The sequence below is a fragment of the Amycolatopsis sp. NPDC058986 genome (genome assembly GCF_042741125.1).
In the GTDB taxonomy this organism is placed as follows: Bacteria; Actinomycetota; Actinomycetes; order Mycobacteriales; family Pseudonocardiaceae; genus Amycolatopsis.
Window position 1 is genome coordinate 182,659 of the sequence record NZ_JBHYJW010000004.1, and the last position, 19,286, is coordinate 201,944.

20 protein-coding genes are annotated in these 19,286 nt (G+C 69.5%); 7 read left to right on the plus strand and 13 right to left on the minus strand.

Annotated elements, in window-relative coordinates:
- Positions 1 to 39: 39 nt before the first annotated feature.
- Positions 40 to 1,716, minus strand: coding sequence for a 2-succinyl-5-enolpyruvyl-6-hydroxy-3-cyclohexene-1-carboxylic-acid synthase (gene menD / locus ACFW0G_RS05795; RefSeq protein ID WP_378323604.1), 1,677 nt, complete (start codon positions 1,714 to 1,716; stop codon positions 40 to 42).
- 57 nt (positions 1,717 to 1,773) lie between these two features.
- Here menD and ACFW0G_RS05800 point away from each other — a divergent pair, with 57 nt between their 5' ends.
- From ACFW0G_RS05800 to ACFW0G_RS05815, 4 genes are all read left to right on the plus strand, one after another.
- Positions 1,774 to 2,697, plus strand: a complete 924-nt coding sequence (locus ACFW0G_RS05800; RefSeq protein ID WP_378323606.1) for a 1,4-dihydroxy-2-naphthoyl-CoA synthase — start codon at positions 1,774 to 1,776, stop codon at positions 2,695 to 2,697.
- A gap of 149 nt (positions 2,698 to 2,846) precedes the next feature.
- The gene (gene menE, locus ACFW0G_RS05805; RefSeq protein ID WP_378323607.1) at positions 2,847 to 4,001 is read left to right on the plus strand and encodes an o-succinylbenzoate--CoA ligase; all 1,155 of its coding nucleotides are present in this window, start codon (positions 2,847 to 2,849) and stop codon (positions 3,999 to 4,001) included.
- A 50-nt stretch (positions 4,002 to 4,051) separates the two neighbouring features.
- Positions 4,052 to 4,198, plus strand: a complete 147-nt coding sequence (locus ACFW0G_RS05810; protein WP_378323609.1) for a hypothetical protein — start codon at positions 4,052 to 4,054, stop codon at positions 4,196 to 4,198.
- A gap of 53 nt (positions 4,199 to 4,251) precedes the next feature.
- On the plus strand, positions 4,252 to 5,124 hold the full coding sequence (locus ACFW0G_RS05815) for a 1,4-dihydroxy-2-naphthoate polyprenyltransferase (RefSeq protein ID WP_378323610.1): 873 nt from the start codon (positions 4,252 to 4,254) through the stop codon (positions 5,122 to 5,124).
- A gap of 73 nt (positions 5,125 to 5,197) precedes the next feature.
- Here ACFW0G_RS05815 and ACFW0G_RS05820 read toward each other — a convergent pair whose 3' ends face one another.
- The 3 genes from ACFW0G_RS05820 to ACFW0G_RS05830 form a co-directional block, all read right to left on the minus strand.
- Positions 5,198 to 6,289, minus strand: coding sequence for a PLP-dependent cysteine synthase family protein (locus ACFW0G_RS05820; protein WP_378323611.1), 1,092 nt, complete (start codon positions 6,287 to 6,289; stop codon positions 5,198 to 5,200).
- Between the two features lie 76 nt (positions 6,290 to 6,365).
- Complete coding sequence (locus ACFW0G_RS05825) at positions 6,366 to 6,677, minus strand: DUF4229 domain-containing protein (RefSeq protein WP_378323612.1); 312 nt, start codon at positions 6,675 to 6,677, stop codon at positions 6,366 to 6,368.
- An 11-nt stretch (positions 6,678 to 6,688) separates the two neighbouring features.
- On the minus strand, positions 6,689 to 7,162 hold the full coding sequence (locus ACFW0G_RS05830; RefSeq protein WP_378323613.1) for an Lrp/AsnC family transcriptional regulator: 474 nt from the start codon (positions 7,160 to 7,162) through the stop codon (positions 6,689 to 6,691).
- Between the two features lie 579 nt (positions 7,163 to 7,741).
- Here ACFW0G_RS05830 and ACFW0G_RS05835 point away from each other — a divergent pair.
- Together ACFW0G_RS05835 and ACFW0G_RS05840 are read left to right on the plus strand one after the other, a co-directional pair.
- Positions 7,742 to 7,954 (plus strand): BldC family transcriptional regulator, encoded by a 213-nt coding sequence (locus ACFW0G_RS05835; protein WP_345397605.1) that lies wholly within the window; start codon positions 7,742 to 7,744, stop codon positions 7,952 to 7,954.
- A 230-nt stretch (positions 7,955 to 8,184) separates the two neighbouring features.
- Positions 8,185 to 8,364 carry a hypothetical protein gene (locus ACFW0G_RS05840; protein ID WP_378323615.1) on the plus strand — a complete coding sequence of 60 codons (180 nt, stop codon included), beginning with the start codon at positions 8,185 to 8,187 and terminating at the stop codon, positions 8,362 to 8,364.
- Between the two features lie 7 nt (positions 8,365 to 8,371).
- Here ACFW0G_RS05840 and ACFW0G_RS05845 read toward each other — a convergent pair whose 3' ends face one another.
- The 5 genes from ACFW0G_RS05845 to ACFW0G_RS05865 form a co-directional block, all read right to left on the minus strand.
- Positions 8,372 to 9,691 carry a MinD/ParA family protein gene (locus ACFW0G_RS05845; RefSeq protein WP_378323616.1) on the minus strand — a complete coding sequence of 440 codons (1,320 nt, stop codon included), beginning with the start codon at positions 9,689 to 9,691 and terminating at the stop codon, positions 8,372 to 8,374.
- A gap of 108 nt (positions 9,692 to 9,799) precedes the next feature.
- On the minus strand, positions 9,800 to 10,777 hold the full coding sequence (gene ccsB, locus ACFW0G_RS05850; protein WP_378323617.1) for a c-type cytochrome biogenesis protein CcsB: 978 nt from the start codon (positions 10,775 to 10,777) through the stop codon (positions 9,800 to 9,802).
- Between the two features lie 2 nt (positions 10,778 to 10,779).
- Positions 10,780 to 12,387, minus strand: coding sequence for a cytochrome c biogenesis protein ResB (locus tag ACFW0G_RS05855; RefSeq protein ID WP_378323618.1), 1,608 nt, complete (start codon positions 12,385 to 12,387; stop codon positions 10,780 to 10,782).
- A complete protein-coding gene (locus tag ACFW0G_RS05860) occupies positions 12,384 to 13,157 on the minus strand; it encodes a cytochrome c biogenesis CcdA family protein (protein ID WP_378323619.1) in 774 nt (257 codons plus the stop codon). Before ACFW0G_RS05860 ends, ACFW0G_RS05855 begins: the two co-directional genes overlap by 4 nt.
- Before the next feature lie 734 nt (positions 13,158 to 13,891).
- Complete coding sequence (locus ACFW0G_RS05865) at positions 13,892 to 14,992, minus strand: FAD-dependent oxidoreductase (RefSeq protein WP_378323620.1); 1,101 nt, start codon at positions 14,990 to 14,992, stop codon at positions 13,892 to 13,894.
- 103 nt (positions 14,993 to 15,095) lie between these two features.
- On the opposite strand from ACFW0G_RS05865, the gene ACFW0G_RS05870 reads away from it, so the two are divergent.
- The gene (locus ACFW0G_RS05870) at positions 15,096 to 15,653 is read left to right on the plus strand and encodes a TetR/AcrR family transcriptional regulator C-terminal domain-containing protein (RefSeq protein ID WP_378323621.1); all 558 of its coding nucleotides are present in this window, start codon (positions 15,096 to 15,098) and stop codon (positions 15,651 to 15,653) included.
- A gap of 15 nt (positions 15,654 to 15,668) precedes the next feature.
- On the opposite strand, the gene ACFW0G_RS05875 is transcribed toward ACFW0G_RS05870, so the two are convergent.
- From ACFW0G_RS05875 to hemL, 4 genes are all read right to left on the minus strand, one after another.
- The gene (locus ACFW0G_RS05875) at positions 15,669 to 16,517 is read right to left on the minus strand and encodes a hypothetical protein (protein ID WP_378323622.1); all 849 of its coding nucleotides are present in this window, start codon (positions 16,515 to 16,517) and stop codon (positions 15,669 to 15,671) included.
- 229 nt (positions 16,518 to 16,746) lie between these two features.
- The gene (locus tag ACFW0G_RS05880; protein ID WP_378323623.1) at positions 16,747 to 17,331 is read right to left on the minus strand and encodes a redoxin domain-containing protein; all 585 of its coding nucleotides are present in this window, start codon (positions 17,329 to 17,331) and stop codon (positions 16,747 to 16,749) included.
- Positions 17,328 to 17,954, minus strand: a complete 627-nt coding sequence (locus ACFW0G_RS05885; protein WP_378323624.1) for a histidine phosphatase family protein — start codon at positions 17,952 to 17,954, stop codon at positions 17,328 to 17,330. The genes ACFW0G_RS05880 and ACFW0G_RS05885 overlap by 4 nt, the downstream gene beginning before the upstream one ends.
- A complete protein-coding gene (hemL, locus tag ACFW0G_RS05890) occupies positions 17,951 to 19,255 on the minus strand; it encodes a glutamate-1-semialdehyde 2,1-aminomutase (RefSeq protein WP_378323625.1) in 1,305 nt (434 codons plus the stop codon). The genes ACFW0G_RS05885 and hemL overlap by 4 nt, the downstream gene beginning before the upstream one ends.
- Positions 19,256 to 19,286: the final 31 nt, after the last annotated feature.

Genomic DNA, 19,286 nt, shown 5'->3' on the forward strand with positions numbered 1-19,286 from the left:
TGTGGCCGTCCCCGCTTTGACGCGCACGGCGATCTTGGTCTAGACCGCCGAGACGGCCGAACTCACCACCGCACGCAGCCTGCTGTGCAGATCGCGGTGCCGCGTCCGGTCGACGCGGACCTCGACCACGCGCAGCCCTGGCGCGGGGCGCAGTGCGGCGCGGAATTCCGTGAGCGTGTTCGCCACGACGTGCGGCACCCGGTACCCGGCACACAGCGCGCCGAGATCCGCGCCGTGCGGGGTGCCGAAGACGCGTTCGAAGCTGGCGTTGTGCTCCGGCGCGCCCTGCTCCAGCAGCGAGAAGATCCCGCCGCCGTCGTCGTTGAGCACCACGATCGTCAGGTCGGGCCGCTGCTCGGTCGGCCCGGTCAACAGGCCGCTCGCGTCGTGCAGGAACGTCAGGTCGCCGATCAGCGCGTACGACGGTCCACGGTGGACGGTGGCGGCGCCGATCGCGGTCGACACGGTTCCGTCGATACCCGCGACACCGCGGTTGCGGTGCACCAGGACGTCCGGGCGCAGCCGTCCGGCGAGCGCGACGTCCCGGGTCGGGTTGGACGAGCCGACGACCAGCAGCGAACCCTCCGGCAGCGCGTCCACCAGCTCGCTCGCCAGCCGCAACCCGCTGGGCCACGGCTCGTCGGCGAGCAGCCCGTCGACGGCTTCACGGGCGGCCGCGTCGGCACGGCGCCAGCTGGCCAGCCACTCCGGGTCGGCGGGTTTGGTCGGCTCGTCGAACCACTGCCCGACCTGGCGGACGTTGTGCGCGGGCGCGGGCCAGTCCGAGTCGGGGCGCACCAGCAGCACCTCGACGCCGGGATCGGACAGGACTCGCTGGACCTGCCGGAACACGGTCGGACGGCCGAGGCACAGCACCTGCTCGGGCTTGTGCCGCGCGATGAAGTCCTCGACGCCGAGCAGCCACGTCCCCGACGAGATCGCCGTCCCGCCCGAGAGGCCGAGGCCGCCGGTCTCGGACACCACGGGCCAGCCGTGCAGCTCGGCCCATTCGCTCGCCGCCTGCACGCCCGTGTCGCACGCGATGACCAGGCCGTGCCGCGCCGAGGGCACGACGAACGACGGGAGCGCGCCGAAGTCCGGCAGCTCCGTCCAGCGTTCGCCGTCGGGACGTCCTTCGAGCGATTCGTACCACTCGCCGTCATCGTCGGTATCGGGCACGAGCGGCTCGCGGAACGGGATGTTCAGGTGCACCGGCCCGCAGCGCCATTCGCCGTACGCGGCGTTCCAGGCCCGGCAGATCTGGCTGCGCCAGTACGAGTTCTGGCCGGCGCGGCGCTCCGCGACCGCCAGCTCGTCGAAGTAGCGGACGGCGTCGCCGTAGAGCTGGTGCTGGTCGATGACCTGGCTCGCCCCCGCCGCCCGCAGCTCCGGCGGCCGGTCGGCGGTCAGCACGATCAGCGGCACCCCGGCGCGGTCGGCCTCCAGCACCGCGGGGTGGAAGTTCGCGGCGGCGGTCCCGGACGTGCACAGCACGGCCACCGGGCGGCCGGTGCGGGCGGCGATGCCGAGCGCGAGGAAGGCGGCGCCGCGCTCGTCGATGCGGACGTGCAGCTGGAGCCTCCCGGCCGCCGCCGCGTCGTAGAGCGCGATCGACAACGGGGCGTTGCGGGAGCCGGGGCAGAGCACGACGTGCGAGACGGTGTTGCGGACGAGTTCGTCGACGAGCACGCGGGCCTGCGCGGTGGACGGATTCACCGGCGGACCTCGCGACTGTCGTCTTCACTCATAAGCACACGTCCTATTCTCCCAAACGTGGATGAAGCCCAAGTTTCCGAGCTGTTCGATCCCGCCGCGTGGACCCCGGTCGAGGGATCCGACTTCACTGACATCACCTACCACCGGTCGGCTGAGAACCGCGGTGGCAAGCGGGTCGCGCGCATCGCGTTCGACCGGCCGGAGGTCCGCAACGCCTTCCGGCCGCACACCGTCGACGAGCTGTACCGCGCGCTCGACCACGCCCGGCAGAGCCCGGATGTCGGCTGCGTCCTCCTCACCGGGAACGGACCGTCCCCCAAGGACGGTGGCTGGGCCTTTTGCTCCGGCGGTGACCAGCGTATTCGCGGACGCTCCGGGTATCAGTACGCGAGCGGGGAGACTTCGGACACGGTGGACCCGGCACGGGCCGGGCGGCTGCACATCCTCGAGTGCCAGCGGCTCATCCGCTTCATGCCGAAACCGGTGATCGCGGTCGTTCCCGGCTGGGCCGCGGGCGGCGGGCACTCGCTGCACGTGGTGTGCGATCTCACCCTCGCCTCGGCCGAACACGCCCGCTTCAAGCAGACCGACGCCGACGTCGGCTCGTTCGACGGCGGCTTCGGCTCGGCCTACCTCGCCCGGCAGGTCGGGCAGAAGTTCGCGCGGGAGATCTTCTTCCTCGGCCGCGAGTACACCGCCGAGCAAATGCAGGCGATGGGCGCGGTCAACGCCGTCGTCCCGCACGCCTCGCTGGAGGCGGAGGCGCTGGACTGGGCGTGGACGATCATCGGCAAGTCGCCGACGGCGCAGCGCATGCTGAAGTACGCCTTCAACCTCATCGACGACGGCCTCGTCGGCCAGCAGCTCTTCGCCGGTGAAACCACCCGTCTCGCGTACATGCAGGACGAAGCCGTCGAGGGCCGCGACGCCTTCCTCCAAAAACGCGACCCCGACTTCAAGGACGTGCCCTACTACTACTGAGCTGCGGCGAGCCCCACACTTACGCGCCCGAGTTCCGCATTCGCGCGCGTCGTGTTCCACACTCGCTGAAGGGTTCCGCGTCGCGAACGGGGACCTCGGACGCCTGAACGTGGAACTCGGGCGCGGGAGTGTGGGACTCGGGAGGTTGCGTGCGGGAGGTGTGGGTCGACGGGTCGGCCGGGTCGGTGGCCGAGTTGACGGCGGCGGTGGGTGAAGCGCTCGACGGTGGGCCCGCGGTGGTGCCGTTGAACGCGAAGGACCCGTCGGCGAAGGCGCTGCGGGACGCGATGGCGCCGGAGGAACCCGTCGAGCCCGGCACCGCGGTGATCATCGCGACGTCGGGATCCACCGGCGCCCCGAAGGGTGTGCTGCTCTCGGCGTCGGCGCTACGCGCGTCCGCCACGGCCACTCACGCACGGCTCGGCGGCCCCGGTCACTGGCTGCTCGCCACCCCCTCGCACTACATCGGGGGCCTGCAGGTGCTCGTCCGCGCGCTGCTGTCGGGCACCACCCCGGCGGTGCTGACCGGCGACGGCTTCCGCCCGGACGACTTCGCCGCGGCCGCCGCGTCACTGTCCACTGTCGACGGTCCTCGGTATACCGCGCTGGTGCCCACCCAGCTCGTCCGCCTGCTCGACTCCCCCGCCGGACTGGCCGCGGCCCGCACCTTCGACGCCATCGTGATCGGCGCCGCCGCGACCTCCGCGCAGCTGCGGGAACGCGCGGCCGACGCCGGCGTCCGGATCGTGCCCGCGTACGGGATGAGCGAGACGGCCAGCGGCTGCGTGTACGACGGCGTCCCGCTCGACGGCGTCCGGATCGAACTGGACGACGACGGCCGGATCCGGATCGCGGGCGACGTCCTCGCGCACGGCTACCGGCGGCAGCCGGAGCTGACCGCGGAGTCGTTCGGCGACGGCTGGTTCCGCACTTCGGACCGCGGCCGGTTTACCGAGGACGGCAGGCTCCAGGTTCTCGGCCGCGCCGACGACATGATCAACACGGGCGGGGTGAAGGTCTCCGCCGCCGCGATCGAACGCGTCCTCGGCGCCCAGCCCGGCGTGCGCGACGCCTGCGTGGTCGGTGTGCCGCACCCGGAATGGGGCGAGGCCGTCGTGGCGCTCGTGGTCCCGGCGAGCGGTGCCTGCGATGGCGGCGACCTGTGCGCGGCGGTGAAATCCGAACTCGGCGCCGCGTGCGCGCCGAAGCGGGTCGAGTTCGCCACCGAGCTTCCCTTGCGCGGGCCGGGGAAAATAGACCGAATGGCCGTACGTGATCGCTTGACGACGGAAAACATCCCCTGATTCACCCGATTGTGTTGACAGGTCCTGGGCCGAACGGCTTGGCTTCTCCCATGACGCGCCGGATACGTACCGCACTCACCTGCATGCTCGCCGCGTTCGGACTGGCCGTCCTCGCCGGTCCGGCTATGGCGGACGAAACTCCCGCCCTCGCACCGAACAGTGGCCAGCTCACGTGGAGTGCTCCGCGCACCCCGTGACATTCCGGGGGTTTCCGGCCAACGGGTGATCGTCATGGCGTTGAATGGACGTCATGGCGACAGTGAGTGAGTGGATCGAAGGCGCCCGGCCGCGGACGCTGCCCAACGCGATCGCCCCGGTGGTCGCCGGGATCGGCGCCGCGATCGCGCTCGACGCGTTCTCCTGGTGGCGTTCGCTGCTCGCCCTGCTGGTCGCGCTGGCCCTGATCATCGGCGTCAACTTCGCCAACGACTACTCCGACGGCGTCCGCGGCACCGACGAGCACCGCGTCGGCCCGTTGCGGCTGGTGGGGTCCGGTAGCGCTGCCCCGAAAACCGTGCTGGCCGCCGCGCTGACCTCGCTCGGCCTCGCCGGTGTGCTGGGGCTGCTGCTCGTCGCGCTCACCGGTCACTGGTGGCTGCTCGCGATGGGCGCGCTGTGCATCCTCGGCGCGTGGTTCTACACCGGCGGCAGCAAACCGTACGGCTACTACGGGTTCGGCGAGATCGCGGTGTTCGTGTTCTTCGGCCTGGCCGGGGTGCTCGGGACGGTGTACGTCCAGGCCGGACGGGTCAGCTGGGCGGGCCTCGCCTGCGCGGTCGCGGTCGGCTCCTTCTCGACCGGGGTGCTCGTCGCGAACAATCTGCGGGACATCCCCACCGACATCGAGGCCGGGAAGCGCACCCTCGCCACTCGCCTCGGCGATCGCGGCACGCGACGGCTCTACCTGGCGCTGGTGACGGTGCCGTACGTGCTCAGCGTCGTACTCGGCATCTTCCAGCCGTGGGTGCTGATCACCCTGATCACCGCGCCGCTGCTGCTGACGTCGGTGCGCGCGGTCGGGGGCGGGAAGGTCGGCCGCGAGCTGATCCCGGCGCTGCGCGACACCGGGCTCGCGATGCTCGCCTGGGCCGTCCTCTCCGCCGTCGCCCTCGGCCTGAGCTGAAGGGGACGTTCCTCTCGTAAGACGCGCTGAAGGGGACTTTCCTCGCATCGCACGCGAGGAACGTCCCCTTCGGCTACTCGCCCAGCTCTTCCTCGGCGAACTTGCCCGTGGTGAGGAACTCCTCGAACTTCGCCTGGTACGGCGTGATGTCCAGGTTCTGCTCGGCCAGCCATTCGTCGTTGTAGTACGTGTTGGCGTAGCGCTCGCCGCCGTCGCACAGCAGCGTCACGACGCTGCCCGCCTGCCCCTCTTCGAGCATCCGCGCGATCAGCTGGAAAGCGCCGTACAGGTTGGTCCCGGTGGATCCGCCCGCCCAGTGCCCGGTGCGCTCACGCAGCAGCCGGATCGCGGCCAGCGAGCCGGCGTCCGGGACGCGGATCATCTCGTCGATCACACCGGGCACGAACGACGGCTCGACGCGCGGACGGCCGATTCCCTCGATGCGCGAAGGCATTCCGGTGCAGTAGTCCAGCGCACCGGTCTGCCAGGCACCGTAGAACGACGAGTTCTCCGGGTCGGCGACCGCGATCTTGGTCGTGTGCCGCTTGTAACGCACGTAGCGGCCGAAGGTGGCACTCGTACCGCCGGTACCCGCGCCGACCACGATCCAGGCCGGCACCGGATGCCGTTCGGACTTCATCTGCGCGAACACCGATTCGGCGATGTTGTTGTTGCCCCGCCAGTCCGTCGCGCGCTCGGCGTAGGTGAACTGGTCGAGGTAGTGCCCGTTGCACTCGGCGGCGAGCCGCTCGGCCTCCGGGTACATGTCCGGCGCCCGGTCGACGTAGTGGCATTCGCCACCGTAGAACTCGATGAGCGCGATCTTCTCCTTGCTGGTCCTGCGCGGCACGACCGTGACGAACCGCAGGCCCAGCATCCGCGCGAAGTACGCCTCAGACACCGCCGTCGAGCCGCTGGAGGCCTCGATGAGCACGGTGTCCGGCCCGATCTGACCGTTGACCAGCCCGTACAGCAGCAGTGAGCGCGCCAGCCGGTGCTTGAGCGAACCGGTGGGATGCACCGATTCGTCCTTCAGGTACAGATCGATGCCCCAGTCCGCGGGCAACGGGAAGACGTGCAGGTGCGTGTCGGCGCTGCGGTTCGCGTCGGCCTCGATGATCCGGACGGCCTCGCGGACCCAGCTCCGGCTGTGCAGGCGGCTCATGCGATCGCCTCGCTCCGCGAGACAGTGTTGAATTCTTTTTGGCGCATGACATCCATGATTCGCTCGCAAGCGTCGCTCATGCGGCGTCGGAATTCGACGTCGCGTCGCCGCGGAGCTGGGCGCGCAGCCGGGCCCGGGCCCGCGCACGCCGCTCGTTGCGCTTGGCGAGGCCCGCGGTCACCCTGGCGTTGAGCGAACGGAACAGCAGCAGGCCGAGCGGGAGCCCGACGACGAGGCCGATCAGGATCGCCACCAGCAGCGGGACGCCGGTCAGCGCGAGGACGGCGGCGAGCACCGCGACCAGTGCGAATCGCGCCAGCAGGTACAACGTCAGGTCACGCGCCAGATGCGGGACCGGCGGCTTGGCTGATGTCGGCGTCTCACTCACACTTCAGCAGGCTACGCCTTGCCCGGCGACACCTCGTCCAGGCCCGCGTTGTTCGGGCGCCCCTCGAAGCGGGTGGACAGCACGACGGTGGTGTTCGTGCGGCCGACCCCGGGAATGCGGCGCAGCCTGCCGAGGCTGCGTTCCAGCTCGTCGACGGTCGAAACCCGGACCTTGACGACGAACGCCTCGTCGCCCGCGACGGCGTAGCAGCTCTCGACCTCGTCGAGCCCGCCGAGCGCGTCCGCGACGTCGTCGTCGGTCGCGGTGTCGGTGGGATGGATGCCGACCAGCGCGGTCACCCCGAGCCCGACGGCGTTCGGGTCGACCATCGCGTGATAGCCGGTGATCACCCCGGACGCTTCGAGCTTGCCGACCCGCTCGTGCACCGAGGACGCCGAAAGCCCGACAGACCTCCCGAGATCGGCATAGGTCGCCCGGCCGTTTTCCCGCAGCGCCGCGATGATTTTCCTGTCGACGTGGTCCACGTGCCCACCCTAGGCCGCCATTGTGAAGATTCCCGCGCGGTGCCGCCCGATGCGCTGAAGGGTCCTTCGGCGCGCCCAACGTACGTAAAGCGTCCTTCGGCGGCCGTGCCCGCAACACACTCGGAGGCGCTGAGACACATCCCACATCGCGGCCAGGATTGTGCACAACTTTACCGGTGATTATCTCACCGAACAGCGCCCTCACCTCGTGATCGAGCACCACTCATGGCCGGGTATACCGCGCCCGCACCGTGAAACCCGCCGAAATGCCCTTTCCCGGCGACCGGGGCGTCCCCTACCGTCGACACGGCTGGTGGGAAATCGGAAAAGCCCAGTTCAGCGTCACATGTGCAGGTCAGGGCCCACAGCGGTAAACCGGATGACATTACGCCCGGACGCGTCGGATGTCCATAAGAAACATGTCTGTTTTGTCCTTTAAGGGCTCTTTACTCAACGACAACCGTTCGAGTACCTGACGGGTGAAGTGCAACGATTGCCGTGTTGGCTACCCCCGGCGCGACGGGCCCACCGGCCCGGCTCGCCTCCGGTATAGCAGTCAGGTCGTTAAGGAGGCGGAAAATGACCGCGACCATGGGAGGACGGTTGCTCACCCCCGGTGAAGTGGCCGCTCTGTTCCGAGTGGACCCGAAGACGGTGACCCGGTGGGCGACCGCCGGCCGCATCGGCTCCATCAGGACCCCGGGTGGGCACCGCCGATTCCGCGAGTCCGAGGTGAACGAGCTCCTGGCCGAGCTGACCACGGATGCGAGCGAACCGGCGCGGCACGCCTGAACCATCCGTGCGTGAGGGTCGTGAGTGGTATGGGGCGGTCAACCGCCTGCCTGCCGGTCACGGCCCTTCGTCACATCCGGGTACCGGGAATCCGCCGATGTGGGGGCGAAGCGGTTAACCTCATGGGGTCGGCAGGCCTGCACGTTGAGGCGCGATGAGCTTATCCTCGCGCAGCCGCTTGTCGCGCCGATCGGGTGCGGGTGTCCCGCACGACACGGAAGGAACCGGGCATGCTCTATCTGCTCGCGGCGGTAGGTGCGCTCACCATCGCCGTACTGTTGTGGCGGGCGTTCGGCGGCTCCCAGCGCGTGGGCGTGCCGACGCGCCAGGCGCCACTGGCCCCGGACGACGATCCCGACTTCCTCCGCAAGCTCGGCGAACAGCAGCGCAAACGCCCCGACGAGGAGTGAATCCCGGCTAGCGGTACTGCTGTGTCCCGAAGCCGTCGGCGACCGTCGCCGCCAGCTCCAGCAGGCTCAACCGGGTGTCCGAGTTCAGCCGGTCCAGTTCGATCTCGGCGCCTTCCTCCAGGTGCGGGTCGAACGGGATGCGGCAGACCGCGCGCACCTTCGCGCCGAAATGCGCGGACAGCTTGTCCAGATCGACCGAGCCACCCTTCGGCCGCACCGAGTTGATCACCGCCACCGAGCGCTTGACCAGTTCCCCGTAGCCGTGCGCCTCGAGCCAGTCCAGCGTCGCCGAAGCGCTGCGTGCCCCGTCGACCGAGCCGGAGGACACCACGACCAGCGCGTCCGCGACGTCGAGGACGCCCTTCATCGCCGAGTGCATCAGGCCGGTCCCGCAGTCGGTGAGCACGATGTTGTAGAAGTGCTCCAGCAGGTTCACCGTGCGCCGGTAGTCCTCCTCGGAGAACGCCTCGGAGACGGCCGGATCCTGTTCGCTGGCAAGGATTTCCAGCCTGCTCGACCCCTGCGAGGTGTATGAGCGGACGTCGCTGTAACGGGTGATGCGATCGGCGTCGCGCAGCAGGTGCCGCACGGTCGCGGTGGTCTCGATCGCGATCTTCTGCGACAGCGTGCCGCGGTCCGGGTTCGCGTCGACGGCCACCACGCGGTCGCCGCGCAGCGAGGCGAACGTCGAGCCCAGCGTGGTCGTCGTGGTGGTCTTGCCGACACCGCCCTTGAGGCTCAGCATCGCGATCTTGTAGCACCCGCGCAGCGGCTGGTTGACCCGCGCGATCAGCTCGCGGCGCCGGACGTCGGCGGGGCTCTCGCCCGGGTTGACCAGCTTTCCGGTGCCCTTGTAGAGCGCCTTGCGCCAGCCGGTCTGCGGCGGCCGCTTGACCTGCTTGACCAGGTGCGCGGTGGCCAGCTCGTCCATGGCGGGCGCGGCGTGCTTGCCGCCCTGCGGCTGCGGGAGCACCCCCGGCGCGGGCTGCGGCACACCCTGGTGCGGTGCGGCCTGCGGGTAGGGCTGCTGAGGCTGTTGTTGCTGCTGCTGGGCCGGGTCGACGTACTGCGGCTGCAGCGGCGGCAGGTGGGGGTCGTATCCCGGATACGGCTGCTGCGGCTGCGGTTGGGGCTGCGCCGAGGCAGGGACCTGGTACGGCCCGGACACCGCCGGGTTGGGCGGCGACACGGACTGCGTCGGCTGGACCTCATAGGCACCCGAATTCGGGTGCGGCGCCGAATCCGTGCGGTCCTCCGAGAACAGCTGTTCGGCCGGTTTGGCCTGCTCAGAGGGCGTAGGAGCCGACTCTTCGCTGGATCCGGTCACCGGTGCGAACCTCCCACGAACGTCGTTGCCTTGCCAGACACTGATTACCCCGTCAGCGATGACGGTAGTCGGCGACACGCTACAGCAGGACCTACCAGGGCCGATCGGTCAGCTGACTCCGGCGTACGAGTGCAATCCCGCCGTGACCAGGTTGACGAAGAACAGGTTGAAGATCGTCGCCGCGAACCCGACGATGTTGATCACCGCGGCGCGCGTGCCGCGCCAGCCCGCGGTCGCCCGCGAGTGCAGGTACGCCGCGTAGACCACCCACGCGATGAACGCGACGGTCTCCTTCGGGTCCCAGCCCCAGAACCGGCCCCACGCCGCCTCCGCCCACACCGCGCCGCACAGCACGCCGAAGGTGAACACCGGGAAGGCGAAGATCGTCGTCCGGTAGGCGATCCGGTCGAGCACGTCCGCGGCGGGCAGCTTCGGCGCGAACCGGGCGAACTTCGCCGGGTTCCGGTCGTGGGCCGAGCGGAACAGGTACAGCACGCTCGCCACGCCGGGGACCAGGAAGACACCGGACCCGATGATGGCCGCGGAGACGTGGATGACCAGCCAGTACGACTGGAGCGCGGGCTGCACCGGCGCCGCGACCGTGTACAGCATGGTGCCGTTGATGAACATCAGGATGACGACGGGCAGCAGCAGGAACGGCGTCAGATGCCGGACAGGGAACTTCCGGACCACGACGAGCCAGGTCACCACCGTGATGAAGGTGACGCCCATGCCGTACTCGTACATGTTGCCCCACGGCGCGCGGTGCGTCGCCAGCCCGCGCAGCACGATCGCGGACAGCTGCAGCAGCGCGCCCAGCACGAGCAGCGCGGCGCCCATCCGGCCGAGCCGCTCCGGCCTGCCGACCTCGCGGGGTGCCTCGGGCTGCGAGGGGACCTCGGTGGTCACCGGCCCGCCCGCGCCGACCAGCTCGCGTGCCCGCTGCTTGCTGCGTTCGGCGGCCTGCCTGCCCTTCGCCCCGAAGCCCTGCTCCACGAGGGTGAGCATCAACGCGAGGACGTAGATCGCCACGGTGGTCGTGTACAGCCAGTTGCTGTACTGCGACAACGTGTCGTTGATCGGCATTCTCAGCTGCCCTTCTCGCCGGTTACCAGTCGTTCACTGATGCGCTGGAACTCTTCGCCGTATCCGGCCTGATCGGTGCGCGCCAGCCCGGCGACCTCGATCACGGTACGCGCCTCGCCCTCGCCACCCGGGCGCACCCGGACCCACAACCGACGCCGCTTGACCAGCAACGATCCGCCGAGACCGACGAACATCGCGATCGCGAAACCGAGGACGTACCCCTGCGTCGGATCGTGGGAGACCTGGAGCCCGACCCACGGCTGGACACCGTCGAACTTGACCTTCGTCCCGTCGTCGAGCTTGGTCTCCTGGCCGACCTGCATGTTGAGCCGGGTCAGCTTCTTCAGCCGTCCGTCGGCGACCCGGGACTGGTCGATCTCGAACAGCGACTGGCCGCGTCCCGCGTCGAGCCCGAGGTCGCCGCGGTAGATGTCGACGGCGACCTGCGGATTGTTCAGCTCCGGCGCGGTCGAGGTGAGAATGCCGCCGTGGACCAGCGGGGTCGGCGCGAGCAGGCCGGTGATCGCGAGCTGCCGGGTGCGTCGCTGCGCCTCGTCGGTGATGCCCGGCTGGTCGAACTTCGTCGCGCCCTCGGCGGTCATGGTGGGCACGATCGCGGTCCGCCACTGGGTCGCCATCGTGCGGACGCTGCCGTCGGGGAAGGTGACGGTGAACTTCGGGGTGTAGCCGTGGTCGAGCAGGTAGACGCGCACGCCGTCGACCCGCAGCGGCGAGTTGACCTCCAGGCCGTACGGCCGCCAGGTGCCGGTCTGCAGGTCTTCGCCCGCCTGGTACTCGATCTTCGAGTGGAAGTAGTCGGCCTGCCCAGCCGGGGTGTAGTGCGCGTTGAAGTCGTTCACCTTCACGCAGAACGGCGTCAGGTCGGTGCCGTCGACGCGCAGGCCGGCGTTGAACGAGTCGTAGTTGTAGATGCCGCCGTTGCAGAACTGGCTGCCGTCGGCCTGCACGATGACCTGGCCGTCGTAGCTGAACAGCTTGCCGAGCGCGAAGAACACGATCAGCCCGAGCATGCCGAAGTGGAACACCAGGTTGCCGGTCTCGCGCAGGTAGCCGCGTTCCGCGGAGATGCTGTGGGCGCCGTCGCCCTCGTCGCGCTGGACCCGCCGCCAGCCGGACAGCCGCGCGTTCGCGTCCTCGAGGACGTCTTCGACCGGCCGCTCGGTGCCCGCGACGCGGTAGTGCGGCATGCGGCCGAGTTTGCGCGGGGTGAGCACCGGCTTGGCGCGCATCGCCTTGACGTACTCGAAGCTGCGCGGCGTCAGGCAGCCGACGAGCGACACCATGAGCAGGATGTAGATCGCGGAAAACCAGACGCTGCTGTAGACGTCGTAGAACTCCAGCTTGTCCAGCAGCGTGCCCCACCAGCCGTGCGCGGTGATGTACTCGTCGACCTTCGGGGCGTTGAGCCTGCGCTGCGGCAGCAGGGCGCCGGGCAGCGCGGCGAGCGCGAGCAGGAAGAGCAGGACGAGCGCGGTGCGCATCGACGTCAGGCCGCGCCAGGTGTTGCGCAGGAAGGCAAGGACGCGCCTGAGCGGCGACGTGTGCTTCGGCTTCGGCTGCTGCGCCGGGGGCGTCTCCGTGGTCGTCACAGCGGCAGCTCGAGGTTGTTCGCGAGGCTGTTGCGCAGCCACCCCATCAGATCTCCCCACAACCCGGTGACGAGCAGGATCCCGACGATCATCAGCAGCGCGCCGCCGACGATCTGGACGCGGCGGCCGTTGCGGCGCAGCCAGTCGGTGGCCCGCACGGCCCAGCGCGCGCCGAGCGCGATGAGCAGGAACGGCAGGCCGAGGCCGAGGCAGTAGATCGCGATCAGCAGGTAGCCGCGCGCCGCGGCGCCGCCGGTGGCGCTGGCCATGCTGGTCACCGCCGACAGCGTCGGGCCGATGCACGGTGTCCAGCCGAGCCCGAAGACGGCGCCGAGCAGCGGCGCGCCCCAGATCCCGCCGCGCGGCACGTGGTGCGAACGGAACTCGCGCTGCAGGCCGGGGATCCAGCCGAGGAACACCAGCGCCATGGCGATCGTGAGCACACCGCCGACGCGCTGAAGGACGTCCTGGTTGATCGTGATCGTGTCGGCGAGCCAGACCAGCGTGCCCAGCGTGGCGACGAAGACGACGGTGAACCCGAGCACGAAGAGCAGGGCCGCGCCGACGACGGCGTAGCGGCCCTTCTTACGCTGTTCGTCCGCGCTGACCGCGGGGGCGTCCGCGCCGACCAGCGCGGCGAGGTACGCCAGGTACCCCGGCACGAGCGGGACCACACACGGGGACGCGAACGAGAGGGCCCCGGCGAGCAGCGCGACGCCCGCGGCGAGCAGCAGCGGCCCGGAAAGCGCCAGCTCGGACACGGAGTTCACTCCGACGAGAGTAGGCAGTGAGCTTCGCGTTAACCCGCCGGGGCCGTCTCACAGGACGTACGTCACGACGAAACAGGACCAAGGTCCTGGGGCGCGCTTCGTGCTGTGTGCGTGGTGGTGTGGCCGTGTCCCCCGAGCGCCACATTGGGGTTTCTCGGTAGTGGTCGGTTGCGTTCGATACGGGCGACGGCGGTTGCGGGCTTGTGTCCTGGTCGGCAGTATCGCGAATGGGACATTGGGGACGTTCAACGCCGTCAATGTCGCATTCGCGACGCTCCAGCGCCGAGGCCCCTGTCCCGAACGCGTCGTTCAGGACGGTCATCGTCCCCAACGGAGCGTTCGCGACACCGGGCGAATGGAGTCGGCGAGCGCAGGGAAGTCCGAGGGACGCCCTGGGTGCATCCACCGCACCCAGGGACGCCCTTGTCACACCCCAGACCAGCGCACCCCAGGCGTCCTACAACACCTCCGGCAACACACACGGCCCCAGAACCCTGAGCGAGAAAACCACATTCGGGCGCATGAGCCACCCCGGAACAGGAGCGAGGGACCTTTGCTACCGCCCGGCCGTGCGCTGTCCCCGCCGAGCTGTCCACAACCGGACCCGTTGTCCACAGATTCTCCGCGAGCCCTATATTCGCAGGTCAACCCCGATATGCTGGTTGCAGGGGTGCCCCCGGGAGGGTGGGGGAATGCCTATCGGATGGCGTGGCCCGGGGAGCGGACGCGGGGAGTCAGGCGGCGCGGCGGCCGGGCAGGAACTGGTCGAGCGCGGCCACGCTGTGCTCGACGGCCTGGGCACCGTAGGTGAACATCGCCGTCTCATAGGTGTCGACGGCGTCGAGCAGGCTCGTGCCCGGCTCCACCAGCAGGTCACGCAGCCGCCGCGCGTCGTGCAGGGCGGTGTTCGCGCCGTTGCCGCCGCTGGGCGAGGTCGCGTGGATGGCGTCCCCCAGCAGCGTCACCGGCCCCAGCGGCCAGCGCACGCCGGGCCGGACGACCCGGATCGAAAGCCACGACGTGTGCTCCGGGTCCGCCGCCTCGACGAGCGCCCGCACGTCGGGATGCCAGCCCTCGATCGCGGCGAGCACGGCGTCCCGCGGCGGCAGTTCCTCCTGCTCCGGCGCCGGCATGAGCACCCAGCGGGCGTAGTCACCGACGTCCGGTAGCGCCACGCCCAGCTCCGCGCCCGCTTCGCGCGGCGGCCGCCGGAACCGCATCAGGCCGATCATCAGCATCACCTCGCCGTCGCTGACCCCCGCGCCGAATCCCGGCACCAGCGCGGCGAACCGGTCGGTGAGCGGCGTGCGCCCGATGACACACCGGACGCCGGTGTCCTCGGGCCGCACGCCTGGACTGAGCTGTGCACGCACCGCCGAGTTGATTCCGTCGGCGCCGACGAGCAGATCGGCCTCGGTGGCCGAACCGTCGGTGAACTCGGCCCGCACCCGGCCGTCGCCGAGCACCCGATAGCCACCGAGCCGCTTGCCGAACCTGACGTCGATTCCGGTGAGCAGCAGCTGCCGCAGCACCTGCCGATCGACCGTGGTCGCCGTCATCGGCGGCCGTGCCCCGGTGAACTCCAGCCCCGGCCCGTAGTTCTCCCTGCTCCCGCTGAGGCGGCCGGTCGTCGCGTCGAGCAGGCCGTGCAGCCGCTCGGGAAGACAGGCGCGCAGCGCGCCGACCCCCAAGTCGCCCAGCCCGATCCGATACCCCTGGAACCGGCCGTGGACATCCGGGTCCCGTTCGTACACCTCGACCTCCACGCCCGCGCCGCGCAATCCCTGCGCCAGGCACAGCCCGCCGAGTCCCGCCCCGATCACCGCCACCCTCACGACAACCTCCTGAACACCGCTCAATTGAACAGTGCTCAAGTTACCTGAACAGTGCTCAATTCGCCAGGCGTGGTGAACTGGGCACCGAAGATCGGAGGGGTGGATGCCGCTGAACCCTGCCACGGTGCTCGACGCCGCGGTGGCCCTGCTCGACGAAACGGGTCTGGACGAGTTGTCGACCCGCAAACTGGCCGACCGCCTCGGCGTCCGCGTCGGCGCGCTCTACTGGCACTACGCGAACAAACAGGCCCTGCTGGACGCGATCGCGGAGCGCATCCTCGCCGACGCCACGGCGGACGTCGCGAGGGCCAAGGCCGTCTGCCCCATCGAGGCCTGGCAGGACGAGGTGATCTGCTTCGCGCACGCACACCGCGATGCGATGCTGGCCCATCCCGATGGCGCCCGGGTCATCGCGACCATGAGCGCCCCGGGGCCGGTCGCTCTCGCGTTCCTCGGACAGCTCATCGACACGCTCGGCTCCGCCGGAATGTCCGGCCTGGACGCGGAGGCCTGCGCGGACGTCGTGACGAGTTACGTCAACGGGTTCACGATCGAGGAACAGGCCCGCCGGACGTCGGTACCCCGCGCGCTGCGGGACACCGCGTTCACGACGGGCCTGTCCGTCGTGGTGGACGGCCTCGCCGTCCGCACCACTCGCTGACCCAGCGGACCCGGATCAGCCGAAAAGCTCCTCTCGCGTCACCGATCCGGCCTCCTCGCCGGGTACGGAGACGTGACAATCGGCGTAGAGCGCGCCCTCACTCTCGAACCCCGCGGGATCTTTACCGAGCGCCGCCAGATTCGACAGTGTCTGTGCACGTTCCGCTGCACTCGCAATCGAACGTTGTTTCACCGGTCGCGACGAACTCCTCGTCACATATCCCCGCTCGCCGAAACAGCGTTCGAACGAGGAATAATCGAGGGTCCGCAACGCGGAGGTGGCGATCCACGGCGGCCTGCCGGTATTCGCTTCGAGCAACCGGGAAAACGTTCTCACGGTGACATATCCGACACACCCGGTCGAGATGATCAGGTCGACGTCCGCCAATCCGGCAGGCACTCCCGGTGATTCCTCCGCCTCCAGATCGAGTGCCGCACCCCGGTCGATCAGCCCGGTTTTCGTCGCGTACTCGACCGCGTGAGTGGCTATGTCGATTCCGTGAATCCGGTGTCCGGACGGCGTTTTCCGCGTGGCGAAGAACTTCCTGTCAACCTCGGACGGCTCCTGCGTCGCGTCACCTTCCCGCTGCTCACCGCGCCCGTAAAGGTCATCCAGAGTCAACTCGTAGTTCAACAGCGCGCCATTGATACCGTACGAGCAGCCGACGTCGAGGATGGTGAGCGGAGCAGATCCCCGCACTCTTCGCACCGCTTCGATCACCCGCAGAAACGACGGCATGACATTCTCCGGCAGCCGGTAGCCAACTCTTTCCATGGCCGCGAAGTAGTCCCGCGGATCCGGCCGGTTGTACACGTCGTTGAAATCGGCTTTGGCGGCATTGAACGCGGTATCGCTCGTCAGCACGACGACTCCTTGCATCGAAAGAAAGCACAGTCGTGTCAGCAGTAAATACGGTGTTGCGACAATAAATGGAGCGGCGCGATTCCGGCGAAATCATCCGTCAAGTTTGGCCGGGCAAACGCGTTTACTCAATCTCCGATTCCAGCCAAGCAGGTGAACGAGACCCCCGTCAATGGTCCATTGGAGTGACGGGGGCCTGCGTTCCGGTTACTGGATCTCGCGTTTCAGCAGGTCAGGGCGCTTCGGCGGCAAGGCGCTGCACCAGCGGCAGCAGGTCGCTCGCGAGTACCTGACGGAGGAAAACCGCCGCGACCCGATGTTGTTTGTCCAGTACGAGCGTCGACGGGATGATGTTGCGCGGATAGCCCGAAAGCTGCAACAGGGTGCGTCCGGACGGGTCATAGATCGACGGATACGTCAGCTTCCGGTCCCGTACGAAATCCTGCGCCGCCTGGCGCGACGGGTCCCGCACGTCGAGCCCGACGAGCTGGGTCCCGAACGGCTGCGCCTGCTCCGCCAGCTTCTCCAGCTCCGGCGCCTCCGCCCGGCACGGACCACACCACTGGCCCCACAGGTTCAGCACGATGATCTTGCCGGGGAAGTCCGCGAGCGACAGCTGCTTGCCCTCGTTCATCAGATCGTCCCCCGCCAGCACGGGGGCGGTCTGCCGCTGCGGGAGGTCGTAGGTGATGTCGAGCTTGCCGCCAGGGGAAACGAAGGTGAAACTGCTTCCCTGGACGACCGCGTCCTTGCCGGTCGAACAGCCCGCGACCAGCAACGCCGCGCTCAGCACGAGTGCGCCCAGCCGCCGTTTCACGCGCCCGTCACCTTCGGATCGGTCGCGCCGGCGGGTTCGCTGTAGACGATCTCGCGCAGCTCCCGGTCGTCGAAGACCAGGCTGGTCAGCGACGCGAGCGAACACTGCCGCTTGCGCGGGTCGTGCCACAACCGCTTCGCCTCGAGGAATCGCCGCAGCGTCCAGATCGGCAGCTGATGCGAAACGCACAGGGCTTCATGTCCCTCGGCCGCCTCGGCCGCGCGGTAGACGGCGCCGAGCATGCGGTGGGCGATCTCCACATACGGCTCGCCCCAGGACGGCGTGAACGGGTCCCGCAGCTTCGGCCAGTGCTTCGGCTGGCGCAGCGCGCCGTCCCCGACGGCGACCCGCTCGCCCTCGAACTGGTTCGCCGCCTCGATCAGCCGCTCGTCGGTGACGACGTCGAGGCGATGCGCGGCCGCGATCGGCGCCGCGGTCTCCTGCGCACGCTGCAACGGCGACGCCACGACGTAGATGAGGTCGTGCCCGGCAACAGCCTCCGCGACGGTCAGCGCCTGCTGCTGGCCGCGGTCGGAAAGCCGGTAACCGGGCAGGCGGCCGTACAGAACCTTCTCGGGGTTGTGGACTTCGCCGTGACGCAGCAGGTGCACGATCGTCTTCACGGCTGTACCGCCTCGGCGGCCGCACGCGCCGCGGCGGGCAGGGCCGCCTCGATCACCGCGAACGCTTCGTCGTCCATGGCGGCGTTGACGAACCACGCCTCGAACGCGCTCGGCGGCGGATACACCCCGGCGTCGAGCAGCGCGTGGAAGAACGCCGGGAAACGCCAGGTCTCGGCGGCCTGCGCGCCCGGGTAGTCCCGCACCGGCGTCTCGCTGAAGAACACGCTGACCAGGTTGCCCGCGTACTGCACGGAATGCGCGACGCCCACCTCGCTCAGCGCGGCGCCGAACAGGCCGCCGAGGCGCTTAGCGTTCGTGTCCAGTGCCGTGTACACGGCATCGTCGGCCGCGCGCAGCGTCGCCAGCCCGGCGGCCACCGCGACCGGGTTCCCGGACAACGTCCCCGCCTGGTAGACCGGGCCACCAGGCGCGAGCTTCGCCATCACGTCGGCACGTCCGCCGAACGCCGCGGCGGGCAGCCCGCCGGACATGACTTTGCCGAAGGTGTAGAGGTCACCCGCGACCCCCTCGAGCCCGTACCAGCCCGAGCGCGAGACGCGGAAGCCCGTCATCACCTCGTCCATGACGAGCAGCGCGCCGTACTCGTGCGCGAGGTCGCGCAGCCCGGCGTTGAAGCCCTCGTCCGGTGCGATCGCGCCCATGTTGCCCGCCGCCGCCTCGGTGATCACCGCCGCGATCGAGTCCGGGTTGTCCACAAAGGACTTCCGGACGGCGTCGAGGTCGTTGTAGGGCAGCACGAGGGTGTCCGCGGCCTGCGCGCCGGTGACGCCCGGCGACGTCGGGAGACCGAGCGTGGCCACCCCGGACCCGGCTTCGGCGAGCAGCGCGTCGACGTGACCGTGGTAACACCCGGCGAACTTGATGATCTTCGGCCGGCCGGTGAAGCCGCGCGCCAGCCGGATCGCGCTCATGGTCGCCTCGGTGCCGGAGTTGACCAGCCGCACCCGCTCGACCGGGGCGACCCGGGTGATGATCTCTTCGGCGAGTTCGACCTCGCCCAGCGTCGGGGTGCCGAAGCTCAGACCGCCGGCGGCCGCGCCGCGGGCCGCCTCGACGACACCCGGGTGGGCGTGGCCGAGGATCATCGGCCCCCACGAGGACACCAGGTCGACGTAGCGGTTGCCGTCGACATCCCACAGATAGGGCCCCTGACCCTTGACCATGAACCGCGGGGTGCCACCGACGGAGTTGAACGCGCGGACCGGCGAGTTCACCCCGCCCGGGACCGCCGCTTTCGCGCGGGCGAACCATGCCTTGGACTGCTCGGTTCCAGAAGTCACCCGTCCAGTCTCGCAAACCCCGCGCGAACGC